At 61.3% G+C, this 21,143-nt stretch carries 17 protein-coding genes; 14 read left to right on the top strand and 3 right to left on the bottom strand.

Annotated features, from left to right (window positions below):
• Nucleotides 1-159 precede the first annotated feature (159 nt).
• The 12 genes from WDZ78_RS21655 to WDZ78_RS21600 all read left to right on the top strand — a co-directional run bounded on the left by WDZ78_RS21655 (nt 160) and on the right by WDZ78_RS21600 (nt 16,512).
• Entirely contained in the window at nt 160-1,374 is a 1,215-nt protein-coding gene (locus WDZ78_RS21655; RefSeq protein ID WP_020009090.1) for an HlyD family secretion protein, read from the top strand.
• Nucleotides 1,375-1,408: 34 nt separating this feature from the next.
• Nucleotides 1,409-2,992: a DHA2 family efflux MFS transporter permease subunit gene (locus WDZ78_RS21650; protein ID WP_020009089.1), complete on the top strand. Its 1,584-nt coding sequence runs from the start codon at nt 1,409-1,411 to the stop codon at nt 2,990-2,992.
• A 228-nt stretch (nt 2,993-3,220) separates the two neighbouring features.
• On the top strand, nt 3,221-3,871 hold the full coding sequence (locus WDZ78_RS21645) for a pyridoxamine 5'-phosphate oxidase family protein (protein ID WP_425674211.1): 651 nt from the start codon (nt 3,221-3,223) through the stop codon (nt 3,869-3,871).
• 117 nt (nt 3,872-3,988) lie between these two features.
• Nucleotides 3,989-5,011 (top strand): LacI family DNA-binding transcriptional regulator, encoded by a 1,023-nt coding sequence (locus WDZ78_RS21640; protein ID WP_425674210.1) that lies wholly within the window; start codon nt 3,989-3,991, stop codon nt 5,009-5,011.
• Between the two features lie 104 nt (nt 5,012-5,115).
• Nucleotides 5,116-6,570, top strand: a complete 1,455-nt coding sequence (gene xylB, locus WDZ78_RS21635) for a xylulokinase (protein ID WP_425674226.1) — start codon at nt 5,116-5,118, stop codon at nt 6,568-6,570.
• Between the two features lie 240 nt (nt 6,571-6,810).
• Nucleotides 6,811-8,121: a xylose isomerase gene (xylA, locus tag WDZ78_RS21630; RefSeq protein ID WP_174055139.1), complete on the top strand. Its 1,311-nt coding sequence runs from the start codon at nt 6,811-6,813 to the stop codon at nt 8,119-8,121.
• Nucleotides 8,122-8,936: 815 nt separating this feature from the next.
• Nucleotides 8,937-10,316 (top strand): GH1 family beta-glucosidase, encoded by a 1,380-nt coding sequence (locus WDZ78_RS21625; protein WP_425674208.1) that lies wholly within the window; start codon nt 8,937-8,939, stop codon nt 10,314-10,316.
• 245 nt (nt 10,317-10,561) lie between these two features.
• Complete coding sequence (locus WDZ78_RS21620) at nt 10,562-11,191, top strand: NAD(P)H-dependent oxidoreductase (RefSeq protein ID WP_425674207.1); 630 nt, start codon at nt 10,562-10,564, stop codon at nt 11,189-11,191.
• 368 nt (nt 11,192-11,559) lie between these two features.
• Complete coding sequence (locus WDZ78_RS21615; protein WP_425674206.1) at nt 11,560-12,600, top strand: methionine ABC transporter ATP-binding protein; 1,041 nt, start codon at nt 11,560-11,562, stop codon at nt 12,598-12,600.
• Complete coding sequence (locus WDZ78_RS21610; protein ID WP_425674205.1) at nt 12,590-13,258, top strand: methionine ABC transporter permease; 669 nt, start codon at nt 12,590-12,592, stop codon at nt 13,256-13,258. Before WDZ78_RS21615 ends, WDZ78_RS21610 begins: the two co-directional genes overlap by 11 nt.
• Nucleotides 13,259-13,291: 33 nt before the next feature.
• The gene (locus WDZ78_RS21605; protein WP_020009080.1) at nt 13,292-14,071 is read left to right on the top strand and encodes a MetQ/NlpA family ABC transporter substrate-binding protein; all 780 of its coding nucleotides are present in this window, start codon (nt 13,292-13,294) and stop codon (nt 14,069-14,071) included.
• Between the two features lie 197 nt (nt 14,072-14,268).
• Nucleotides 14,269-16,512 (top strand): bifunctional diguanylate cyclase/phosphodiesterase, encoded by a 2,244-nt coding sequence (locus WDZ78_RS21600; protein ID WP_425674204.1) that lies wholly within the window; start codon nt 14,269-14,271, stop codon nt 16,510-16,512.
• A gap of 217 nt (nt 16,513-16,729) precedes the next feature.
• Here the strand turns inward: WDZ78_RS21600 and WDZ78_RS21595 are convergent, their stop codons facing one another.
• The 3 genes from WDZ78_RS21595 to WDZ78_RS21585 form a co-directional block, all read right to left on the bottom strand.
• Nucleotides 16,730-17,674: a rhodanese-related sulfurtransferase gene (locus WDZ78_RS21595; protein ID WP_425674203.1), complete on the bottom strand. Its 945-nt coding sequence runs from the start codon at nt 17,672-17,674 to the stop codon at nt 16,730-16,732.
• Between the two features lie 276 nt (nt 17,675-17,950).
• Nucleotides 17,951-18,859: a CHAD domain-containing protein gene (locus WDZ78_RS21590; protein WP_020009076.1), complete on the bottom strand. Its 909-nt coding sequence runs from the start codon at nt 18,857-18,859 to the stop codon at nt 17,951-17,953.
• The gene (locus WDZ78_RS21585) at nt 18,843-19,331 is read right to left on the bottom strand and encodes a CYTH domain-containing protein (protein WP_003505452.1); all 489 of its coding nucleotides are present in this window, start codon (nt 19,329-19,331) and stop codon (nt 18,843-18,845) included. Before WDZ78_RS21585 ends, WDZ78_RS21590 begins: the two co-directional genes overlap by 17 nt.
• 170 nt (nt 19,332-19,501) lie before the next feature.
• Here WDZ78_RS21585 and WDZ78_RS21580 point away from each other — a divergent pair, with 170 nt between their 5' ends.
• Together WDZ78_RS21580 and WDZ78_RS21575 are read left to right on the top strand one after the other, a co-directional pair.
• Nucleotides 19,502-20,140 (top strand): 2-dehydro-3-deoxy-phosphogluconate aldolase, encoded by a 639-nt coding sequence (locus tag WDZ78_RS21580; RefSeq protein WP_080864529.1) that lies wholly within the window; start codon nt 19,502-19,504, stop codon nt 20,138-20,140.
• A gap of 108 nt (nt 20,141-20,248) precedes the next feature.
• Entirely contained in the window at nt 20,249-20,944 is a 696-nt protein-coding gene (locus WDZ78_RS21575; protein WP_003505454.1) for a tellurite resistance TerB family protein, read from the top strand.
• The last annotated feature ends 199 nt before the right edge of the window (nt 20,945-21,143 follow it).

Raw genomic sequence — 21,143 nt, 5'->3', positions numbered from 1 at the left:
CCTGCCGCCTCTTAGCATCGTAATGGCGTAAAAAAAATTAACCGAACGTCGAACCAATCGGTTCGATAGCACTTGATATGTGTCAGGAAAGAGATTATGTCAATCGAACCGAACGGTTCAGTTCGAAAAACTTTCTTCAATTTATCACGGTACATTCTCATGTCGGCCCAGAAGAATAGCGCGGTTCGCGCCGTCAACGATGCGGAAGAGGCGGATATCTCTGCCAAGGCCGAGACCTCTCCCGCAAAGCCGGCCGAGGCCGTGCCGCAGCAGCCGGCCCAGACCGTTGCAGCACCGAAGGCCAAGAAGCGTTCGCCGCTTCTGCCGGTCTTCGCCCTTGCCATTCTCGCCGCCGGCGGCTGGTATGGTTACAACTGGTGGGTCGATGGCCGCTTCATGGTGTCGACGGATGATGCCTATATAGAAGGTGACATCGCGGTCATCGCGCCGAAGGTTTCCGGTTATGTCGCCAAGGTGAACGTGGTCGAAAACCAGGAAGTCAAGGCGGGTGACCCGCTGGTGACGCTTGATGACGGCGACTATCGCATCGCTCTGGAACAGGCCGAAGCCCAGATCCGCACCGAGGAACTGTCGCTGAAGCGTATCGACGCGCAGATCATCGGCGGCGAAGCCGCGCAGGAACAGGCCGTTGCCCAGAAGGGTGCGCTCGACGCCGCCCTTCGCGGCGCGGAAATCACCCAGAAGCGCGCCAGCGAACTGCAGGCGAAGGATGTCGGCACGGTTGCCGCTTCCGACAGCGCCCAGGTCGCGCTCGATCAGGCCAGGGCGAATGTCGTGGCGGGCGAGGCGGCGATTGCGTCGGCCAAGGCCAATGTCGAGCTTCTGCGCGCCCAGCGCGAGGAAGCCGAAAGCACCATCCGTTCGTTGCAGCTTTCCAGGGACAAGGCCGCCCGCGACCTGGCCTTCACGGTTCTGAAGGCGCCTTATGACGGCGTCATCGGCAATCTCGGTGTGCAGAACGGCGATCTGGTCTCTGTCGGCAAGCGTCTGGCTTCGCTGGTGCCGATGAACGAGCTTTATATCGACGCCAATTTCAAGGAGACGCAGCTTGCCCGCGTCGTGCCCGGTTCGAAGGTGCGCGTGCATGTCGACGCGTTTGATGACGCGACGATCGAAGGCACGGTGCAGTCGATTTCGCCCGGTTCCGGCTCGGTCTTCTCCATGCTGCCGCCGGAAAATGCGACGGGCAACTTCACCAAGGTCATCCAGCGCGTGCCGGTTCGTATCGTCTTCTCCAAGGAAGACCTTGAAAAGCACAATCTCCGCGCCGGCCTCAGCGTCGTTGTCGATGTTGATACCCGCACGGCGCCGGAAACCACCAGAACGGCGCAAGTCAACCCGGAAGCCAAGTAAGGCGCGTCTTTGACGCACCGTTGAGGGCAAGATCATGGCGGCTACGGTTGTCGGTACGGGCGGGGCGTCCATCCCCGCCGATCCCCCGATGGACAGGCGCAGGCTCATCGCGTTCTTCGCGATGGTCTTCGGCATGTTCATGTCCATTCTCGACATTCAGATCGTTTCCGCCTCGCTGGCGGAAATCCAGGCCGGCCTCGGCGCCGGCTCGGACGAGATCGCCTGGGTGCAGACCTCCTACCTGATCGCCGAAGTGATCATGATCCCGCTTTCGGGCACGCTGGCGCGCATCCTCTCCACGCGCGTGCTTTTCGCCACCTGTGCTGCGGGCTTCACGATTTCGAGCGCGCTCTGCGCCACCGCCACCAATATCGACCAGATGATCGTCTATCGGGCGATCCAGGGCTTTATCGGCGGCGGCATGATCCCGTCCGTCTTTGCGGCCGCCTTCACCATCTTCCCGCCGTCCAAGCGCTCGGTCGTCTCTCCGATCATCGGTCTCGTCGCCACGCTTGCACCCACCATCGGCCCGACGGTCGGCGGTTATCTCTCCAATGCCTTTTCCTGGCACTGGCTGTTCCTCGTCAACATCATTCCCGGCATCATCGTCACCATCCTGACCTGGAGCCTCATTGATTTCGACAAGCCGGAGCACTCGCTCTGGAAGAAGTTCGACTGGTGGGGGCTGATCTCCATGGCGGTCTTCCTCGGCTCGCTGGAATATGTGCTGGAAGAGGGCAACAACAAGGACTGGTTCAACGACGAGCATATCGTCATGGGAACGGTCGCCATGGTCATCGGTGCGGTGGTTTTCTTCTGGCGTGCCTTCAAGGTGGAATTCCCCGTGGTTGACATCCGCGCCTTTGCGGACCGCAACTTCTCCATCGGCTCGCTTTTCTCCTTCGTCATGGGCATCGGGCTTTACGGCCTGACCTATCTCTACCCGCTCTATCTTGGCCGGGTGAGGGGTTATGATGCGCTGATGATCGGCGAGACCATGTTCGTATCCGGTCTTGCGATGTTCTTCACCGCGCCGATTGCCGGCAAGGTTTCGACCAAGCTCGATCCGCGGGCGATGATGGCGATCGGCTTCATCAGCTTCGGCTGCGGCACCTGGATCATGACGCATGTGACGACCGACTGGGACTTTTACGAGCTGCTGATCCCGCAGATCCTGCGCGGTTTCGGCCTGATGATGTGTATGGTGCCGATCAACAACATCGCGCTCGGCACGCTGCCGCCGGCCCGTATCCGTAATGCGTCGGGCCTGTTCAACCTCACCCGTAACCTCGGCGGCGCTGTCGGTCTTGCCGTCATCAACACCATGCTGTCGCAGCGCACCGACGACCATTATGTGCGGCTGGCCGAACATATCAGCTACTCCAACCCGCAGGCGCTGGAATGGCTGAACAATGTCGGCGCCAACTATGATTCCTACGGGCTGGACGGCGCCTCCGTCGCCGTCAAGAAAATGGTCGGCATGGTCTCGCAGCAGGCCTGGATCTTGGCCTTTGCCGATGTGTTCTTCGCACTGACGCTGTTGTTCTCCAGCCTGATCTTCATGACCGTGCTGATCCAGAAACCCAAGGCAGCGCCGCCGCCAGACGCGGCGCACTGATAACAATCCCCTCCCATCCACCGCAGAGCTGGGGCCGTCGGAAATGACGGCCCCTTTTTTATATCCGGCTGAAATCCCGATTTCGCCTGTTGATCGCAGCGCGCAAGCGATGTATATCAATTCTTGAGGTACGTACCTCAAAAATGCGCAGATGGGCGAAAACCGGGCCGGGAGGACGGCTGACCCGGATTTTGGCCGGCTGGGCGGGGCAGTTCAGAGGGGGAGATCATGATGGCCTTGGAACTCAATCCAGACTTTGCAATCACGGATGAGCAGTCGCTTCGCGGGCTGTTCGAGCCGACACATGCCCTGGCGGTACAGAAGTGTCAGGACAGGCTCGGCGAGCATGCGCAGGAATTCATAAGGCGGTCGCCGTTTCTCTGCATCGGCACCCAGAATCTCGAAGGAAAGGCCGATGTCAGCCCCCGCGGCGATCCGGCGGGCTTTGTAAAGGTTCTCGATGCCCGCACCCTGGCGATACCGGACCGGCCGGGCAATAATCGCCTCGATACCCTCAGCAATATCATCGCCAATCCTATTGTCGGACTGTTGTTCGTCGTGCCAGGTTTCGACGACACCCTGCGGGTGAACGGGCGCGCGACACTGAGCAATGATCCCGAGATCCTGAAGTTCATGAGCATCGCGGATCGTACCCCCAAACTTGCCATCGTCGTAAAGGTGGACGAGGTTTTCATGCATTGCGCCAAGGCGTTCAGGCGCTCCCGCCTGTGGGATCCGGCACATTTCCAGGTCCGGTCGGAAATGCCCTCGCTTATCAAGATCATTCTCGATGAGACGACAGGTGCGCCGACGAACGGGGATGAGATGCAGAAGATGGACGAGCAGCTGGAGCAGGACTACCGGCGGACCCTTTATTAACCGCAGCCCATGCCGCTCTTGATATACCGCAGCCATTTGATGAATTGTGAGGTACGTACATCATTTTTCGATTTACGGCGGCGGCAAAGCTGGATATGCAAGGGGGAGGGAGGAGCCATGAAGCCTACAGTTCACGATATCGCCGAGCGCGCGGGCGTCAGTCTCGCCACCATCGACCGGGTGCTGAACATGCGCCCCGGCGTGCATGCGGCAACGCGGGCACGGGTGGAAGCGGCCATTGCCGAGCTGGGTTATGTGCGCGATATCGCGGCCGCCAATCTGGCCAAGGGCCGCAATTACTCGATGATCTTCATCCTGCCCGGCAATGACAATTCCTTCATGGCGACCCTGCGCGCCGAGGTGCGGGCTGCTGCCAGCCGTTCCCATCTGGAGCGCACGGCCATCCGTGTCATCGAGGTGCCGCCGTTTAATGCCGCGGCACTGACGGAAGCTCTGGAAGTTGCACGCCGGGAAAAACCCTCGGGCGTCGCCTTCGTCGCCACCGATTCCGAAGATGTGGCGGAAGTCGCCGACCGGCTGGCGGAAGACGGCATCGCCACGGTGACGCTGGTCTCCGATCTCTCCGGTTCGCGGCGCGATCATTATGCCGGTGTGGACAACGTCGCGGCCGGGCGCACGGCGGCGAGCCTGATGGGGCGTTTCCTCTCCGGACGCGGCGGCGATGTCGCTGTTGTCGCCGGCTCTATGCTGGTGCGCGACCACCGCGAGCGTCTGGAAGGATTTCGCGCCGTCATCGAATCCGAATTTCCCCAGCTGCGGCTGCTGCCGGTGCTGGAGGGCAGGGACGATCCGCTGACCGTCGAGACGCTGGTGCGCGAGGCGCTCGGCAATGCCGCACTGTCAGGCATCTACAGTCTCGGTGCGGGTAATCGCGGCCTCATCCGGGCGCTTGGGACCGCAGATGGCGAAAGGGCGCTTTCGGTCATCGCCCATGAACTGACGGAAAACACCGCCAATGCGCTGCGGGAAGGGCTGCTCGATGCCGTGCTCAACCAGGATGCCGGCCACGAGGTGCGCAGCGCCATCCGCGTGTTGAAGGCGCGCGCCGATGGCCTGCCCGTCATCGCCGCGCAGGAACGTATCCGTATCGACATATTCCTCAGGGACAATCTGCCCTGAGGAGAGCATTTCCAGGAAAAGTGGCCGCCGGTTTTCCGTCCGGAAATGCGGCGACTTTAAAAAACGCTGAAAGCGGCGCATGGCGCGCCGGAATGGAGAAATACATGTATCTCGGTCTCGATCTTGGCACGTCAGGCGTCAAAGCCCTGCTGATGGACGGCGATCAGAAAATCATCGGCTCGGCCAACGGCTCGCTGGACGTTTCGCGCCCGCATCACGGCTGGTCCGAACAGGACCCGGCGGACTGGATTGCCGCGACCAGAACAGCCGTTGCCGGCCTGAAGCAGAAGTTTCCTGGGGAGCTTGCCGCCGTCAAGGGCATAGGCCTTTCCGGCCAGATGCATGGTGCGACGCTTGTTGATGCCGATGGCAAGGTGCTGCGCCCCTGCATCCTGTGGAACGACACGCGCTCCCATGCCGAGGCCGCCGCGCTGGATGCCGATCCGCGTTTCCGCAAGATCACCGGCAATATCGTTTTCCCCGGCTTCACCGCGCCGAAGCTTGCCTGGGTGGCGAAAAACGAACCCGATATCTTCGCGAAAGTCGCCAAGGTACTGCTGCCGAAGGATTATCTGCGTCTTTGGTTGACGGGTGAATACATCTCTGAGATGTCCGACTCCGCCGGCACCTCCTGGCTCGATACTGGCGCGCGCAAATGGTCTTCCGAGTTGCTCGCCGCCACCGGGATGGATGAAAAGCACATGCCGTCGCTGGTGGAAGGCACGGATGAGGCGGGCGTGCTGCGCGCCGAGCTTGCTTCCGAATGGGGCATTTCCGGCCGTGCCGTCGTCGCCGGCGGCGCAGGTGATAATGCCGCTTCCGCCTGCGGCATGGGCACGGTGAAGGAAGGCCATGCCTTCGTGTCGCTCGGCACATCGGGCGTGCTTTTCGCCGCCAATGCATCTTACCTGCCGAAGCCGGAAAGCGCCGTGCACGCCTTCTGCCACGCGCTGCCCAACACCTGGCACCAGATGGGCGTCATCCTTTCCGCGACGGATGCGCTGAACTGGTATTCGCGCCTCACCGGGCAATCCGCCGCCGATCTGACCGGTGAGCTGGGCGAGACGCTGCTTGCGCCGACCGGCGTCACCTTCGCGCCCTACCTTTCCGGTGAGCGCACACCGCATAACGCCGCCGCCATCCGCGGTTCCTTCATCGGCCTTTCGCATGAAAGCGACCGCAAGGCGCTGACGCAGGCTGTGCTGGAAGGCGTCACCTTCGCGATCAGGGACAATCTCGAAGCGCTGAAATCCGCCGGCACCTCGATTTCCCGCGTCACCGCCATTGGCGGCGGCTCGCGCTCGGCCTATTGGCTGGCCTCCATCGCCACCTCGCTCGGCGTGCCCGTCGATATTCCGGCAGAGGGCGATTTCGGCGCCGCCTTCGGTGCGGCTCGCCTCGGCCTCATCGCCGCGACGGGGGCCGATCCGGTGGCGGTCTGCTCGCAGCCGGAGACGGCGCGGACGATCGAGCCGGTGGCTGATCTGGCCGGTGCCTATGAGGAGGCTTACCGGCGCTATCACGCGCTTTATCCGGCTATTCGGCCGCTTTCGCATTGAGGCGTTGAGTGTGCGGCTTCACCCCCCCTCTGCCCTGCCGGGCATCTCCCCCTCAAGGGGGGAGATCAGCAAGACGCGGTCTCGCCCTTCTCCAGCTTCGAGAATGAAATGACGAGACCGCGTCTTGCTGATCTCCCCCCTTGAGGGGGAGATGTCCGGCAGGACAGAGGGGGGTGAGCGGCAAACGCCGCCCCTGAAATTTTCGAACACCACCCAAACCCACCATGGAGGAACCACCCAATGACCACAGGCTTCTTCGGCGATATAGCCAAGATCAAATATGAAGGCCCCGACAGCACCAATCCGCTGGCCTTCCGCCATTACAACCCCGACGAAGTCGTCGCCGGCAAGCGCATGGAAGATCACCTGCGTTTTGCGGTCGCCTATTGGCACACCTTCACCTGGCCGGGCGGTGACCCCTTCGGCGGCCAGACATTTGAGCGCCCGTGGTTTGAAGATACGATGCAGGCCGCCAAGCTGAAGGCAGATGTGGCTTTCGAATTCTTCTCGCTGCTCGGTTCGCCGTTTTATTGCTTCCACGACGCCGACGTGCGCCCGGAAGGCAAGAACTTCGCTGAGAACACCAAGAACCTCAATGAGATCGTCGACTATTTCGCGCAGAAGCAGGCGGATACCGGCGTGAAGCTTCTGTGGGGCACGGCGAACCTCTTCTCCAACCGTCGTTTCATGTCCGGCGCCGCCACCAATCCCGACCCGGATGTCTTCGCTTTCTCCGCCGCAACCGTGAAGACCTGCATGGACGCCACCAAGAAGCTTGGCGGCGCGAATTATGTTCTGTGGGGCGGCCGCGAAGGTTACGAGACCCTGCTCAACACCGATCTTTCCCGCGAGCTGGACCAGCTCGGCCGCTTCCTCAATCTGGTAGTGGAATACAAATACAAGATCGGCTTTGAAGGCACGATCCTGATCGAGCCGAAGCCGCAGGAGCCGACCAAGCATCAGTACGACTACGATGTCGCCACCGTTTATGCCTTCCTGCAGAAGAACGGTCTGGAAAAGGAAGTGAAGGTCAATATCGAGCAGGGCCACGCCATCCTCGCCGGCCACTCCTTCGAGCACGAACTGGCCATGGCCAACGCCTTCGGCATTTTCGGTTCCATCGACATGAACCGCAACGATTACCAGTCCGGCTGGGATACCGACCAGTTCCCGAACAACGTGCCGGAAATGGCGCTTGCCTATTACCATGTTCTGGCCGGCGGCGGCTTCAAGAATGGCGGCACCAACTTCGATTCCAAGCTGCGCCGTCAGTCGCTCGATCCGCAGGACCTGCTGATCGGCCATATCGGCGGCATGGATTGCTGCGCCCGAGGCCTGAAGGCGGCGGCGAAGATGATCGAGGACGGCGCGCTTTCGAAGCCGCTTTCCGAGCGTTACGCCAAGTGGGATTCGGCCGAAGCCCAGAAGATGCTGCGCGGCGAGCTGAAGCTCGACGAGATTGCGGCACTGGTGGAGCGCGAGGATATCAATCCGCAGCCGAAGTCCGGACGTCAGGAATATCTCGAAAACGTGGTCAATCGTTACGTTTGACGGCCCGGTTCGTACAAAGGCAGTGAATGGGGGAACCTCCCCCATTTACTGGCTGGTTTAAGTTGCGAAACCTCTCTTCCGTCATGCTCGGGCCTGTCCCGAGCATCTGCAACGTCTCAATTGATTGAGAGGTGCTTGGATCCTCGGGACAAGCCCGAGGATGACGTTGAATATGCAGGATGCCGCCCACGCGGTCTCCTGCCCTGATGCTGCAGATACCATTCCATAGCGAGACTAAGAAGGTCGCACGCCGGATAAGGCGGCTCGCTCCTTGGCAGGCTTTGACGGGTGAGGAGAACTCTGCGCCACCCCTCCTTCGTTTTCAGTCACTTCCGAAAAAATTCTTCCCCTCCCATCCCCATCACCCCCTTTGGCCGCATCATTCCTCCCGCAACCGGAACGGAAGGGCAATACGCGCGGCGCCTTTTGCGAACCGGCTGCCGGCATCGAAAAGCATGGTTCTGGCAGACCGTGTTTCGGAGAGGCGTCCCGTACGGCCAGAGGCGGGAAGGGCCGATCGGATAGATGCCGTGAAAAGGCTGTAAGCGAGAGGCCGTGATTATGGTCTCTATGATGCGGCCCGGTGAATGCAAATACTTCCACCACTTCCCATTCCACCCGCATTCGCCGGGCCTGCCTCTTGCGCCGCCGGCTAACCGCTGCGGCGATATTAGCGCATGCAAAGCGCTTTGGGCTTGTTAACTGCGCAGCCTGAAACGTTGTAGATTCTTTGCGGCCCGACTGTACCTCGCAGGCGGCATGGTCTAAACCGCTGCTGATCTTTTTACACCCGATGGACGACAAGGGCCTCTCCGATGACCGATCCCAAAACGCTAGCAGCCCGTTTCCCCGGCGACTTCCTCTTCGGCGTCGCGACTGCCTCGTTCCAGATCGAAGGCTCCACCAGGGCGGATGGCCGCAAGCCCTCCATCTGGGACGCCTTCTGCAACATGCCGGGCCATGTCTTCGAGCGTCACAATGGCGATGTCGCCTGCGATCATTACAATCGCTGGGAACAGGATCTCGATCTCATCAAGGACATGGGTGTCGAGGCCTATCGTTTCTCCATCGCCTGGCCGCGCATCATTCCCGATGGTTTCGGGCCGATCAACGAGAAGGGTCTGGATTTTTATGATCGCCTCGTTGACGGCTGCAAGGCGCGCGGCATCAAGACCTATGCGACGCTTTACCATTGGGACCTGCCGCTGACCCTGATGGGCGACGGCGGCTGGGCCTCGCGCTCCACGGCGCACGCCTTCCAGCGTTACGCCAAGACCGTCATGGCCCGCCTCGGCGACCGGCTGGATGCGGTGGCGACCTTCAACGAACCCTGGTGCGCGGTGTGGCTCAGCCATCTCTACGGCATTCACGCGCCGGGCGAGCGCAACATGGAGGCGGCCCTTGCCGCCATGCACCACATCAATCTCGCCCATGGTTTCGGTGTGGAGGCATCCCGCCATGTCGCGCCGAAGGTGCCGGTGGGGCTGGTGCTCAACGCCCATTCCGTCATCCCGGCTTCCGATAGCGACGCCGATCTCAAGGCGGCCGAACGGGCCTTCCAGTTCCACAACGGCGCGTTTTTCGATCCTGTCTTCAAGGGCGAATATCCGGCCGAGATGATGGAAGCGCTGGGCGACCGCATGCCTGTGGTGGAGGCGGAAGACCTTGCCATCATCAGCCAGAAGCTCGACTGGTGGGGCCTGAATTATTACACGCCGATGCGCGTTGCCGACGATACGACGCCGGGCGCGGAGTTCCCCGCGACCACACCGGCCCCCGCCGTCAGTGATGTGAAGACCGATATCGGCTGGGAGGTTTACGCGCCGGCGCTCGAGTCGCTGGTGGAGGCGCTCTACAAGCGTTACGACCTGCCGGAATGCTACATCACCGAAAACGGCGCCTGCTACAACATGGGCGTTGAAAACGGTGAGGTGAATGACCAGCCGCGTCTCGATTATTATGCCGAACACCTCGGCGTCGTCGCCGATCTCATCCGCGACGGTTACCCGATGCGCGGTTATTTCGCCTGGAGCCTGATGGATAATTTCGAATGGGCCGAGGGCTATCGCATGCGTTTCGGCCTCGTGCATGTGGATTATGACACGCAGGTGCGCACGCTGAAGAACAGCGGCAAGTGGTACAGCGCGCTAGCCTCTGGTTTCCCGAAGGGGAACCATGGCGTGACGAAGGGGTGAGACCTCTCCACCGTCATCCTCGGGCTTGTCCCGAGGCCCGAGGATGACGTCGAGAAGATGCTACGAGGGCAGGCCAGAAAGTTCTCTCCCCTTATTATCAGTTTTCCAAACTTTTTTACCGGTTACCGCGCGGTGCCTGCTTGCACGCGCCGTCCCGTCTCCTATGTCAGACGGGCTACGACGGCGTAGCGTCCGTTCTGCCGGTCAAGGGGCAGGGCGGGCTGGTCCTCCCAGGGAAAACGAACATGCTTATCGAAAAACTCAACTGGCGTTACGCCACAAAGAAAATGGATCCTTCCAAGGCCGTGTCTGAAGACAAGGTTGAACGGATCGTGGAAGCGGCGCGGCTTGCGCCGACCTCCAGCGGCCTGCAGCCCTTCGAAGTGATCGTCGTCACCGATCCAGAAGTGCGTGCGAAGATCCGCGAGATCGCCTGGAACCAGGCGCAGGTCACCGACGGCTCGCACCTGCTGGTCTTTGCAGCATGGGACAATTACACCGAAGAGCGGATCAACCACATGTTCGATCTGGTCAATGAAGAACGCGGCATCAAGAATGAAGGCTGGGAAGCCTACCGTCAGATGCTGCTCTCCACCTATCCGCAGCGCGAGCAGCAGGTGAATTTCGAACACGCCGCCCGTCAGGCCTATATCGGCTTCGGCATGGCCGTGGCGCAGGCCGCTTTCGAGGGTGTGGATTCCACCCCGATGGAAGGCTTCGATCCCGCGAAGCTCGATGAAATCCTCGGCCTGCGTGAAAAGGGTCTGCGCTCCGTCACCATTCTGCCGCTCGGCTACCGTGAACCGGAAGGCGACTGGCTGGTGAACCTGAAGAAGGTGCGCCGCCCGGCCGAAGAATTCGTCAGCCGCGTGTGATTTTCATATCGCCGTGAAATCTTGACTGCCGCAGGGCCGCACACGCGGCTTTGCGGTAGATTTTTCCTCTCTTTTCAGATAATTGAAAAAACATCCCTGTTAAAAGGTGGCGTGTGCAGGCAAGTATGCGCCATCGAATTGCCGATCCCCGGCATTTCTGAGTGAAAGCCTGACGAAATGACCCGGAAAATCAGCTGTCATCGAATGTGCCCGAAGGCTGCATGAAGAGAGCGGTTCAGCACCGCAACAGGATTTTTTGAGACCCGATCCGTCACGCATTCCCAGAGTTCACAATGAGTTTTCCATCCAGTGCGGCATCGCCCGCGCGTTCAGAACAGGCGGTCCCGGAAGGGGCGGCAAAGGAGCCGATGGTCACGTTTGAAGGCGTGACCAAGACCTTTGGCGGCACGGGTGGCAAGCCCGGCTTCGCAGCCCTTGCCGGTATCGATTACATCGTGCCGAAAGGCTCCATCACCGGCATCATCGGCCGCTCGGGTGCGGGCAAGTCCACGCTGATCCGCCTCGCCAACGGCCTCGAAAAGCCCTCGACCGGCCGTGTGGTCGTTGATGGCGTCGATGTTGCGGCGCTCGATGAAAAGAGCCTGCGCACGCTGCGCCGCTCCGTGGGCATGATCTTCCAGCACTTCAACCTTTTGTCCTCGCGCACCGCTTTCGACAATGTGGCCCTGCCGCTCGAAATCGCCGGCATGGGCAAAAGGGAGATCGAAACCCGCGTTGCGCCGCTGCTCGATCTCGTCGGGCTTTCCGACAAGGCCAATCGTTATCCGGCGGAACTCTCCGGCGGCCAGAAGCAGCGTGTCGGCATTGCCCGTGCGCTGGCCACCCAGCCGAAGCTGCTTCTCTCCGACGAGGCGACATCGGCGCTCGATCCGGAGACGACCCAGTCCATTCTTGAACTTCTGAAGCGCATCAATGCCGAACTCGGCCTCACCGTGCTGCTCATCACCCACGAGATGGAGGTGGTGAAGACCATCGCCTCGCAGGTGGCTGTCATCGACAGGGGGCTGATCGTTGAGCAAGGCACGACCTTCGATATTTTCACCGCGCCGAAACACGAGACGACCCGCAGCCTGCTGTCGTCCTCGGTCGGCGTGAAGCTGCCGCACTGGGTTACCTCGGGGCTGAAGCCGCAGGCGGCGGAAGGTGATCGTGTTCTGGTTCGTCTGGTGTTCTTCGGCGAAACGGCTTTCCAGCCGCTCACGGCCCGACTGGTTGCCGAAATCGGCCCCGACGTGAACATCCTTGCAGGCACCATCGAGGAAATTTCCGGCCAGCCCTTCGGTTCGCTCGTCGTCTCCTACCCGGCCTCGACTGAGGTCACTGCCCGCGCCAGCCGCTTTTATGCTGAGACCGGTCTTCACACGGAGGTGCTCGGTTATGTCGCCTGATATGCTGTTCAACCTTCTCTCCAAGGGCCTGTGGCAGACGCTGCACATGGTCGCGGTCGCCGGCATCGTCGGCTCGCTGATCGGCGTGCCCATGGGTGTTTTCCTTGCCACCAGCGGCAAGGGCGAACTGTTTCCCGCGCCAATGACCAACCGCGTCCTCGGCCTCATCGTGAATGCGGCGCGCTCCACACCCTTCATCATTCTTGTCGTGGCGATCATTCCCTTCACCCGCCTCGTTGCCGGCACGTCGATCGGCACCAGCGCCGCCATCGTGCCGCTCACCGTCGCAACCGTGCCCTTCATCGCAAGGCTGGTGGAAGCGGCGATCCGCGAGGTGGACAAGGGTCTCATCGAGGCCGCCCGCGCCATGGGCGCCACCCCGCTGCAGATCGTCACCAAGGTACTACTGGCGGAGGCCAAGCCCGGTATCACGCTGGCGCTCACGCTCACGCTGGTCAGCCTCATCGGTTATTCGGCCATGGTCGGCGCAGTCGGCGGCGGCGGGCTGGGCGACCTCGGCATCCGCTATGGTTACCAGCGCTTCATGCCCGACGTGATGCTGGCGGTGGTTCTGGTGCTGATCGTGCTGGTGCAGCTGGTGCAGAGCGCCGGCGACAGGCTGGCGCGCAGCTTCGACAAGCGGACCCGCAAGAATTAACTGCGTTTATAATAACAACCCAAGGAGACACCCATGAAGAAACTCATCCTCGCGGCTTCGCTCGCCGCTCTCTTCACCGCCGGTCAGGCGCTGGCCGAGACCATCAAGATCGGCGTCACCCCCGCCGAGCACGCGCAGATCATGGAGCAGGTGAAGAAGATCGCGGCCGCCAAGGGCCTCGATATCGATATCATCGAATTCTCCGACTATGTCGTGCCGAACCAGGCGCTGGCCGATGGTGAGCTGCAGGCCAACTCCTTCCAGCACCAGCCTTACCTCGACAACCAGATCGCTGACCGCAAATTCGATCTCGTCAGCGTCGGCACCACCATCACCACCCCGATGGGCGTTTATTCGAAGAAGGTGAAGAGCCTTGACGAGCTGAAGGACGGCGCAACCGTCGGCATTCCGAACGACCCGACCAATGGCGGCCGCGCACTGCTGGTGCTTGCTTCCAAGGGTGTCCTCAAGGTCAAGGAAGAAGCCGGCCTGAAGGTAACGCCTGCCGATATCACCGAAAACCCGAAGAACATCCAGATCGTCGAACTTGACGCCGCCCAGCTGCCGCGCTCGCTTGATGACACCGACGCTTCGGTCATCAACACCAACTATGCGACGGCAGCCGGCCTGAACCCGAAGAAGGACGCCATCGCCGTCGAAAGCGAAAAGTCCCCTTACGCGAATGTCATCGCTGTTCGTGCGCAGGACAAGGACAAGCCCTGGGTGAAGACGCTGGTGGAATCCTACCAGAGCCCGGAAGTGAAGGCCTTCATTCTGGAAAAGTACAACGGCACGGTCATCCCGTCCTGGTAAGCCGCTCCGGCACTGTAAAAAATGACGACCTCTCCCGTTCGTGGGGGAGGTTTTTTGTTTCCGGGCGGGCGCAAATCCGCGTTCCATGAAAAACCCGGAGCATTTCAGGGAAGAATTTTTCAGAGTCGCTGCCGGACTGTCGTTTTATACCCGTGTTTTTTTGGGGCGGGGCCGCGATGCGGTTTAACGGCTTCTGAATGTTTCCTTCGGAAGATGATGCTTTCGAAGGGGATTTTATGCGGATTGCGCCGCGCAACATTGGGGACTATTTGCCGGTCGGGCGCAGAACCGCCGTGGGTGTTGTATTGTCCACCTTCGCGCTGGTGCTTCTCATCGTCACCGCTCTGGTCCTGTCCGCCCTCAGCCAGGTCCGCGAAAAAGCGAATTTGCTCGACAATGCCCGTTCGCGCGAGACGACGGCGGGTGCTCTCGTCACCTTTCGCGAACAGCTCGGCGCAACGCTGAATGACTACGCCGCCTGGGATGATGCCGCCGAATATGTCTACGCCCCTGATCGTTTTGACTGGGTGGCGAGCAATTACGGCGAGATGACGGTCAATAACGATCTTTTCGATACTGCCGTGATCATCGACGAGGATGACAAGGTTCGCATGGCCTATCAGAACGGCAAGCCGGCGACATGGAGGCCAGACGCCTATTTCGCCGGCGGCCTTAAGGAAATGATCGATCGCGTGCGGTCCATGCGTCCCGGCATCACCTCGCAGGTCACGGGTTTCGTCAAAACCGGCGATGGCATCGCCGCAGCCGGTGTTGCGCTCGTGCGGCTGAAATCCGGAGCGCTGCCGCCGGTCGATGCGGAGCGGCGTTATCTGGTTTTTGCCCGTCACTTCAAACAGGCGACGGTGGACAAGCTTGCCCGCAACTACGTCATCGAAGGGCTGGAACTGCAATATGGCGACGGGCCTGCCGCCAACCATGTGGATATCGTCAATCCCCTAGGTGAGGTGCTGGCGCGGCTCGTCTGGCGCTCGCACCTGCCCGGAGATGTCAGCTTTCATGAGGCGCGGCCGGTGGTCTTTACCGCGCTTGGCATTGCCGGCACGTTTTTCCTTGTCCTGCTCATCATCGGTTCGGCCACGCTGGACCGGCTGAAGGCGGATGAGGCGGCGGCGCGGGAGGAGGCGCTGCGCGACCGGTTGAGCGGGCTCAGCAACCGCGCGGGTCTCTTTGCGAAGCTGAACCGCATGGTTGACAACGGCCGCCACGAAAAGACGGATATCAAGCTTCTCTATCTCGACCTCGACGGCTTCAAGGAAATCAACGATTCCTACGGCCATGCCGCCGGCGACCGGCTGATCAAGGGCGTGGCCGCGGCGCTGAGGGTGCTGGTGCCGGAAGGCGCGGTGCTGGCGCGGCTTGGCGGTGACGAATTCGCCATTGCCATCCAGGGCAATGACGTCTGGTCGGAAGGCCGAAAACTGTGTCTGGCGCTTCTCGAACTCTTTACCGAGCCTTTCAGCATCGGTGAGAGGGTGGCGAGCATCGGCTGCAGCATCGGCACCTCGGTTTCCCGCGCCGGCGATATCAATGGCGAGGAACTGCTGCGGCGTGCCGATATGGCCATGTATCAGGCCAAGGAAAACGGACGCGGGCGTTATGTTTCCTATGAACTGAAGATGGATGCGCTGCGCGAGGAAAAGCTGCAGCTTGAAGCCGATCTGCGCTCCGCCATCCTGAACGACGAAATACAGGTGGTCTATCAGCCGGTCGTCAGCGCCGCCACGCGCTGCATCACCGGGGTGGAGGCGCTGGCCCGCTGGCAGAGGCCGGGATATGGTTTCGTGCCGCCGGATATCTTCATTGCGGCTGCCGAAACCAGCGGCCTGATCGACCGGCTCGGCCTTCTCGTCCTGCACAAGGCCTGCGAAACGGCGCGGCAATGGCCGTCCATCAAGCTGTCGGTGAATATCTCTCCCGTACAGTTCCGCAATCCGGCCTTCTCCGGCCATATCGCCGATATTCTTGACGCGACGCAGACACCGCCCGAAAGGCTGCGGCTGGAAATGACGGAAGGTTATTTCATCCAGCATCCGGAGCGGGCAAGTTCGGCGATCGACAAGCTGAAACAGCTTGGCCTGCATATTGCACTCGACGATTTTGGCGCCGGCTTCGCCAGTGTCGGGTATCTGCGCCGCTTCGGTTTCGACCGGATGAAGATCGACCGTTCGCTGATCATGGCGCTCGATAAGGGCGGCCGGTCGCTGGAAATGCTGCAGGCCACCGTGGCGCTGGCGAAGTCGCTCGATATTCCGGTGACGGCCGAAGGCGTGGAGACGGAAGAGCAGGCGGCCATCCTGCATCTGTGCGGCTGTGATGAATTGCAGGGTTACCTGTTCTCAAGGCCGGTCGCAGCCGAGGAGATTACCGTCATGCTGGATGGGCAGGATGCACCGCTCTTTGCGTTGCGGGCAGGGGCGTGAGGCTGATTACTTCCACCCATTCTTGATCACCTGAAGGTGCGGCCCATTTCTTCTCCCCGCCGGGGAGAAGGTGGCCCGAAGGGTCGGATGAGGGGGCCACGCTGCCGGATTTCGGAGAGCTTTCCCCCTCATCCCGCTGCCGCGGACTTCTCCCCGGCGGGGAGAAGAAATACCCGGCGCCCGCTCGATCCAAATGCAGTCCGATAGCTGTCCCGGTTTACCGCCCCAGATGCTGTTCGCCGCGCTTCTTTGCCAGTTCGATCTGCTGCTGCCGGTCGCGGAACCGCTGGCGGTCCTCGTCGCTGCGCTCGTCGTAACAGCTCGGGCAGGATACGCCTTCCTCGAATTTGGGCGACAGGCGAACTTCCGGCGTGATCGGGTTGCGGCAGGCGTGGCAGAGTTGATGGTCGCCTTCGGCAAGGCCGTGGACAACGGAGACGCGCTCGTCGAACACGAAGCAGGCGCCTTCCCACAGGCTTTCTTCTTGCGGCACTTCTTCCAGATATTTCAGGATACCGCCCTTGAGGTGATAGACCTCGTCGAAACCCTGTTCCTTCATGAAGGCGGTGGCCTTTTCGCAGCGAATGCCGCCGGTGCAATACATGGCGATCTTCGGCTTGTTGTGCAGGCCGGGATTGTTCTTCACCCAGTCGGGAAACTCGCGGAAGGTCTTTGTCTTCGGATCGACCGCGCCCTTGAAGACGCCGATGGCGGTCTCGTAATCGTTGCGGGTATCGATGACGATGGTGTCCGGGTCGGAGATCAACTCGTTCCAGTCGCGCGGGTCGACATAGGTGCCGACGATGCGGTTCGGATCGATATCCGGCACGCCCATGGTGACGATCTCTTTCTTGAGCTTCACCTTCAGCCGCACGAAAGGCATGTGCGAAGCGCGGCTTTCCTTGTGCTCCAGCGGGGCAAATTCCGGCTGGGCGCGCAGGAAGGAAAGCACGGCGTGAATGCCCGCATCCGGCCCGGCAATGGTGCCGTTGATGCCTTCGGCGGCAAGCAGCAGCGTGCCCTTGACGCCGTTCTTCTGGCAGAGTTCGAACAACGGCTCGCGCAGGCTCTCAAACCGCGGCAGGCGGGCGAAATGATAAAGCGCGGCCACAAGGAAATCACCAGAGGTTTCCGGGCGGGGGAGAATGGTCGTGTCGGTCATGGGCGCTGAAATACAGCGACGGCGGCCGCAAAGCAATATTTATCAGCGGGTCCGGGTATTTTGAAAATCGTCAAATATCTGACGGAGTGGGGCAAATGGGAGGCGCTTCATGCCTCAAATCCCGACATTGGCGAAAGCGCAAGACCTGTCTTCCGTCATCCTTGGGCCTGTCCCAAGGATCTAATCACGTCGCGCAAAATCGAAACGTTGCAGATCCTCGGGACAAGCCCGAGGATGACGCCGAGCCCGGCGGGACGTTTTCACGCCGTCTCCAGCCTATTTCGCCGCCCGCCGCCACAGCAGGCCGACGATGCGGCTTTCGGTGCGGGCGGATTCGGAAAAGACCTCGCCTGCCAGCGCAAGACCTTCCGCGCGCAGCGCCTGCTGCCGCTGGATGATGGCGTCGAGCAGCAGGGCCAGCCGCTCGCCATTGCCGAACCGGTCCGGCTCGCGGTCGGCGACGGCGGCGAGAACCGAAAGATCGTGCTCGTGGCCAAGAATATCCACCAGCCGCTTGGTATCGGCCCGCTTGGCGCGCATGGCGGAAGGCCAGAGGCGGCGCATCAGGCCCAGATGCATCCAGTAGGCCTGCCCCGCCTTGCGCAATTCGTGGAAATGTTCGACGTCGGCCTGCTCGTGGCAATCGGTGAGAGCCTTGCGCGCCCTTTTTCGCTGTTTTGCCCAGGCGGTTCTTATCAGCCGCGCGGTGTCTTTCAATTCATCCGGCAGCGACAGGGCTTCGAGCTTCCTGCGCGCTTCCCGGCAGCCGGCGATGGCGGCGGCAATGGCCTCGTCGAGACCCGCTTCATGTTCTATGGCGTCGTCGCGGCGTGTGCGCAGCATCGCGGTGATCGATCGCAACGCTTCGCCCTGCGCGTCCGAGCGCGCGAAGGCATCGAGATATTCCGCCGTCTCCACCAGCGCTGTCGCATCCCGCGCAAAGGCGAGGGAGCGGGCGATATCGCGAATACGGGCATTTTCCTCGCGGCCGAAATCCGGCGCCGCCTCGCGGATGAGGCGGTAGAGGGCGCGCAGCCGCTTGAAGCGTTTGCGGGCGTCGTGCACCGCCTCGTGCGATCCCGATGGCTGATCGCGCAGGATCGTGATCGCATCGTCGATCAGTTCCAGCCCGGCGCGACGGATTTCGTCGTCGAAGGGCTTTTTCGGATCAATTCTGAAGGGCATCCGACAGGTCTCCGTTCGGACAGTCCATGGCGAGCGACTGGTTGGAGAAACGCTTGTCTCCGGTTACTTCCCGGCCCAGCCATGACGGCAGAGCGGGATCGGCATTCTCGTCATTCATTTCCACTTCCGCCACGATCAGCCCGTGATATTTCCCTTCGAAAACATCCACCTCCCAGGTGAAGCCGCCGTGATCGACGGTGTGGCGGGTTTTCTCGATCACCACGCCCGGCGCGCTTGCCATCAGCTCTTCGGCATCCTTGAGGGGTATGGAATATTCATATTCGTCGCGGACAAGCGCGCTTGCGCCGATCTTGATGGTCAGGGTCGCGTCACGCTGGTCGACGATCCTCACCCGAACCGAACGGTCTTCCACCGAGGCGACATATGCCTGCCGGAAAGCCATGCTATGCGTTACCTCATTACGCCATTCACCGCCTGCAACCAGAAACTTCCGTTCAATTTCCTTGGCCATGCTGTCTCCGCGAACTGGTGCTGCAGATTATCGCACTATGACATTATGATGAAGCGAATTGATTGAAGTATCTGGATAAAAATGCGGCTGGCGCGCCTCGACATGAAAGCCGAGGCAGGCTAATTCGTAGACGGAATTTCAATCGTTTCAAACGCGCAAGGAGGCTCATCTTGGCCCAGGACTCCGAAAAACTGCTCTCCATCCTCAAGCTCCAGCCGGTCGTGCCGGTGCTGATCGTGGATGACGCCGCTTCCGCCGTGCATTTGGCGCGCGCTTTGGTCGCAGGCGGCCTGAAGGCGATCGAGATCACCATGCGCACGCCGGCGGCGCTCGACGCCATCCGCGCGGTTGCAGCGGAAGTGGAGGGCGCCAATGTCGGCGCAGGCACCATTCTCAACGCGAAGGATTTCGAAGCGGCGGCCGAAGCCGGCTCCACCTTCATCGTCAGCCCCGGCATCAATAAAAGCGTGCTGGAAGCCGCGCGCGGTTCCAAGGTGCCGTTGCTTCCGGGTGCGGCTACCGCCAGCGAAGTCATGGCGCTGCGCGACGAGGGTTACAAGGTGCTGAAGTTCTTCCCGGCCGAACAGGCAGGCGGCGCGCCTTACCTCAAGGCGCTGTCTTCGCCGCTCGCTGGCACCGTGTTCTGCCCGACCGGCAGCGTGTCGCTCAAGAACGCCAATGACTATCTCTCCCTGCCGAACGTCGTCTGCGTCGGCGGTTCCTGGGTTGCCCCGCGTGAGCTGGTGGCGACCGGTGACTGGGCGGGCATCACCAAGCTTGCCGCCGAAGCCGCCGCACTGCGCGCCTGATTTGCGTCCCGTCAAACCCGTTCACGAAGGCGTGAGCGGGTTTGACATTTGTATTCGGCCCACGACTTCCTATCTCCCCTGTAGATTTGACCTTTACAGGAGATTTTGATGTTCGACGCCAAGAAGCTTCTTGAACAATTCCTCGGCTCTCAGGTGCCGGGCCTTTCGGGAAGCGTCCGTGACAGAGCCGGGCAGGCCGCCGATATCGCCAAAAACAATCCCCTGAAGGCCGGTGCGCTCGCCGCCGCCATCTTAGGCACCAAGACCGGCCGCAAGCTCGCCGGCAATGTCGCCACCATCGGCGGTGTGGCTGCGATCGCCGGCCTCGGTTATCTCGCCTACAAGAATTACAAGTCCGGCCAGGCCCCGGAAGCCGCGCCGAAACCCGAGCCGGAGCTTCTCGCCCCGCCCGCCGATTCCGCCTTTCACCCGCAATCGCCGGCCCTTTCAAATGATTTCGCGCTGAAACTCATCCAGGCGATGATCGCCGCCGCGAAGGCCGATGGTCATATCGATGAGAAGGAGCGCGCCAATATCATGGACAAGGTGCAGGTCTCCGGCATCGATGATGAAGCCGAGCGGTTCCTCGAAAAGGAACTGGCCGATCCGCTCGACATCGACGCGCTGGTGGCCGCCGCCCGCACGGAAGAGCAGAAGGTTGAGCTTTACACCGCCTCGCGCCTTGCCATTGAGGCCGATACGCGGGCGGAGCGGGGGTATCTCGACCTGCTTGCCGGGCGTCTGGGGTTGCCGGATGCGCTGGTGGACCATATCGAGGCGACGGTGGTGGCGGCGAAGGTCTAGGTCGGAGTTTGGGGCTCACCCCCCTCTGCCCTGCCGAGCATCTCCCCCTCAAGGGGGGAGATCGGCAGGAGGCGCTACCACCACTTCATTCGCAAATGTCGAGAGAGGCGGAACATAACCGCTTGTCGATCTCCCCCCCTTGAGGGGGAGATGCCCGGCAGGGCAGAGGGGGGTGAGCCACAGCCGCCGAGACCACCGC

Source organism: Agrobacterium sp. M50-1 (genome assembly GCF_049843495.1).
Lineage (GTDB): Bacteria > Pseudomonadota > Alphaproteobacteria > Rhizobiales > Rhizobiaceae > Agrobacterium > Agrobacterium radiobacter.
The sequence above is the reverse complement of the archived record's forward strand: the minus strand, read 5'-3'. Positions and strand labels throughout refer to the sequence as shown.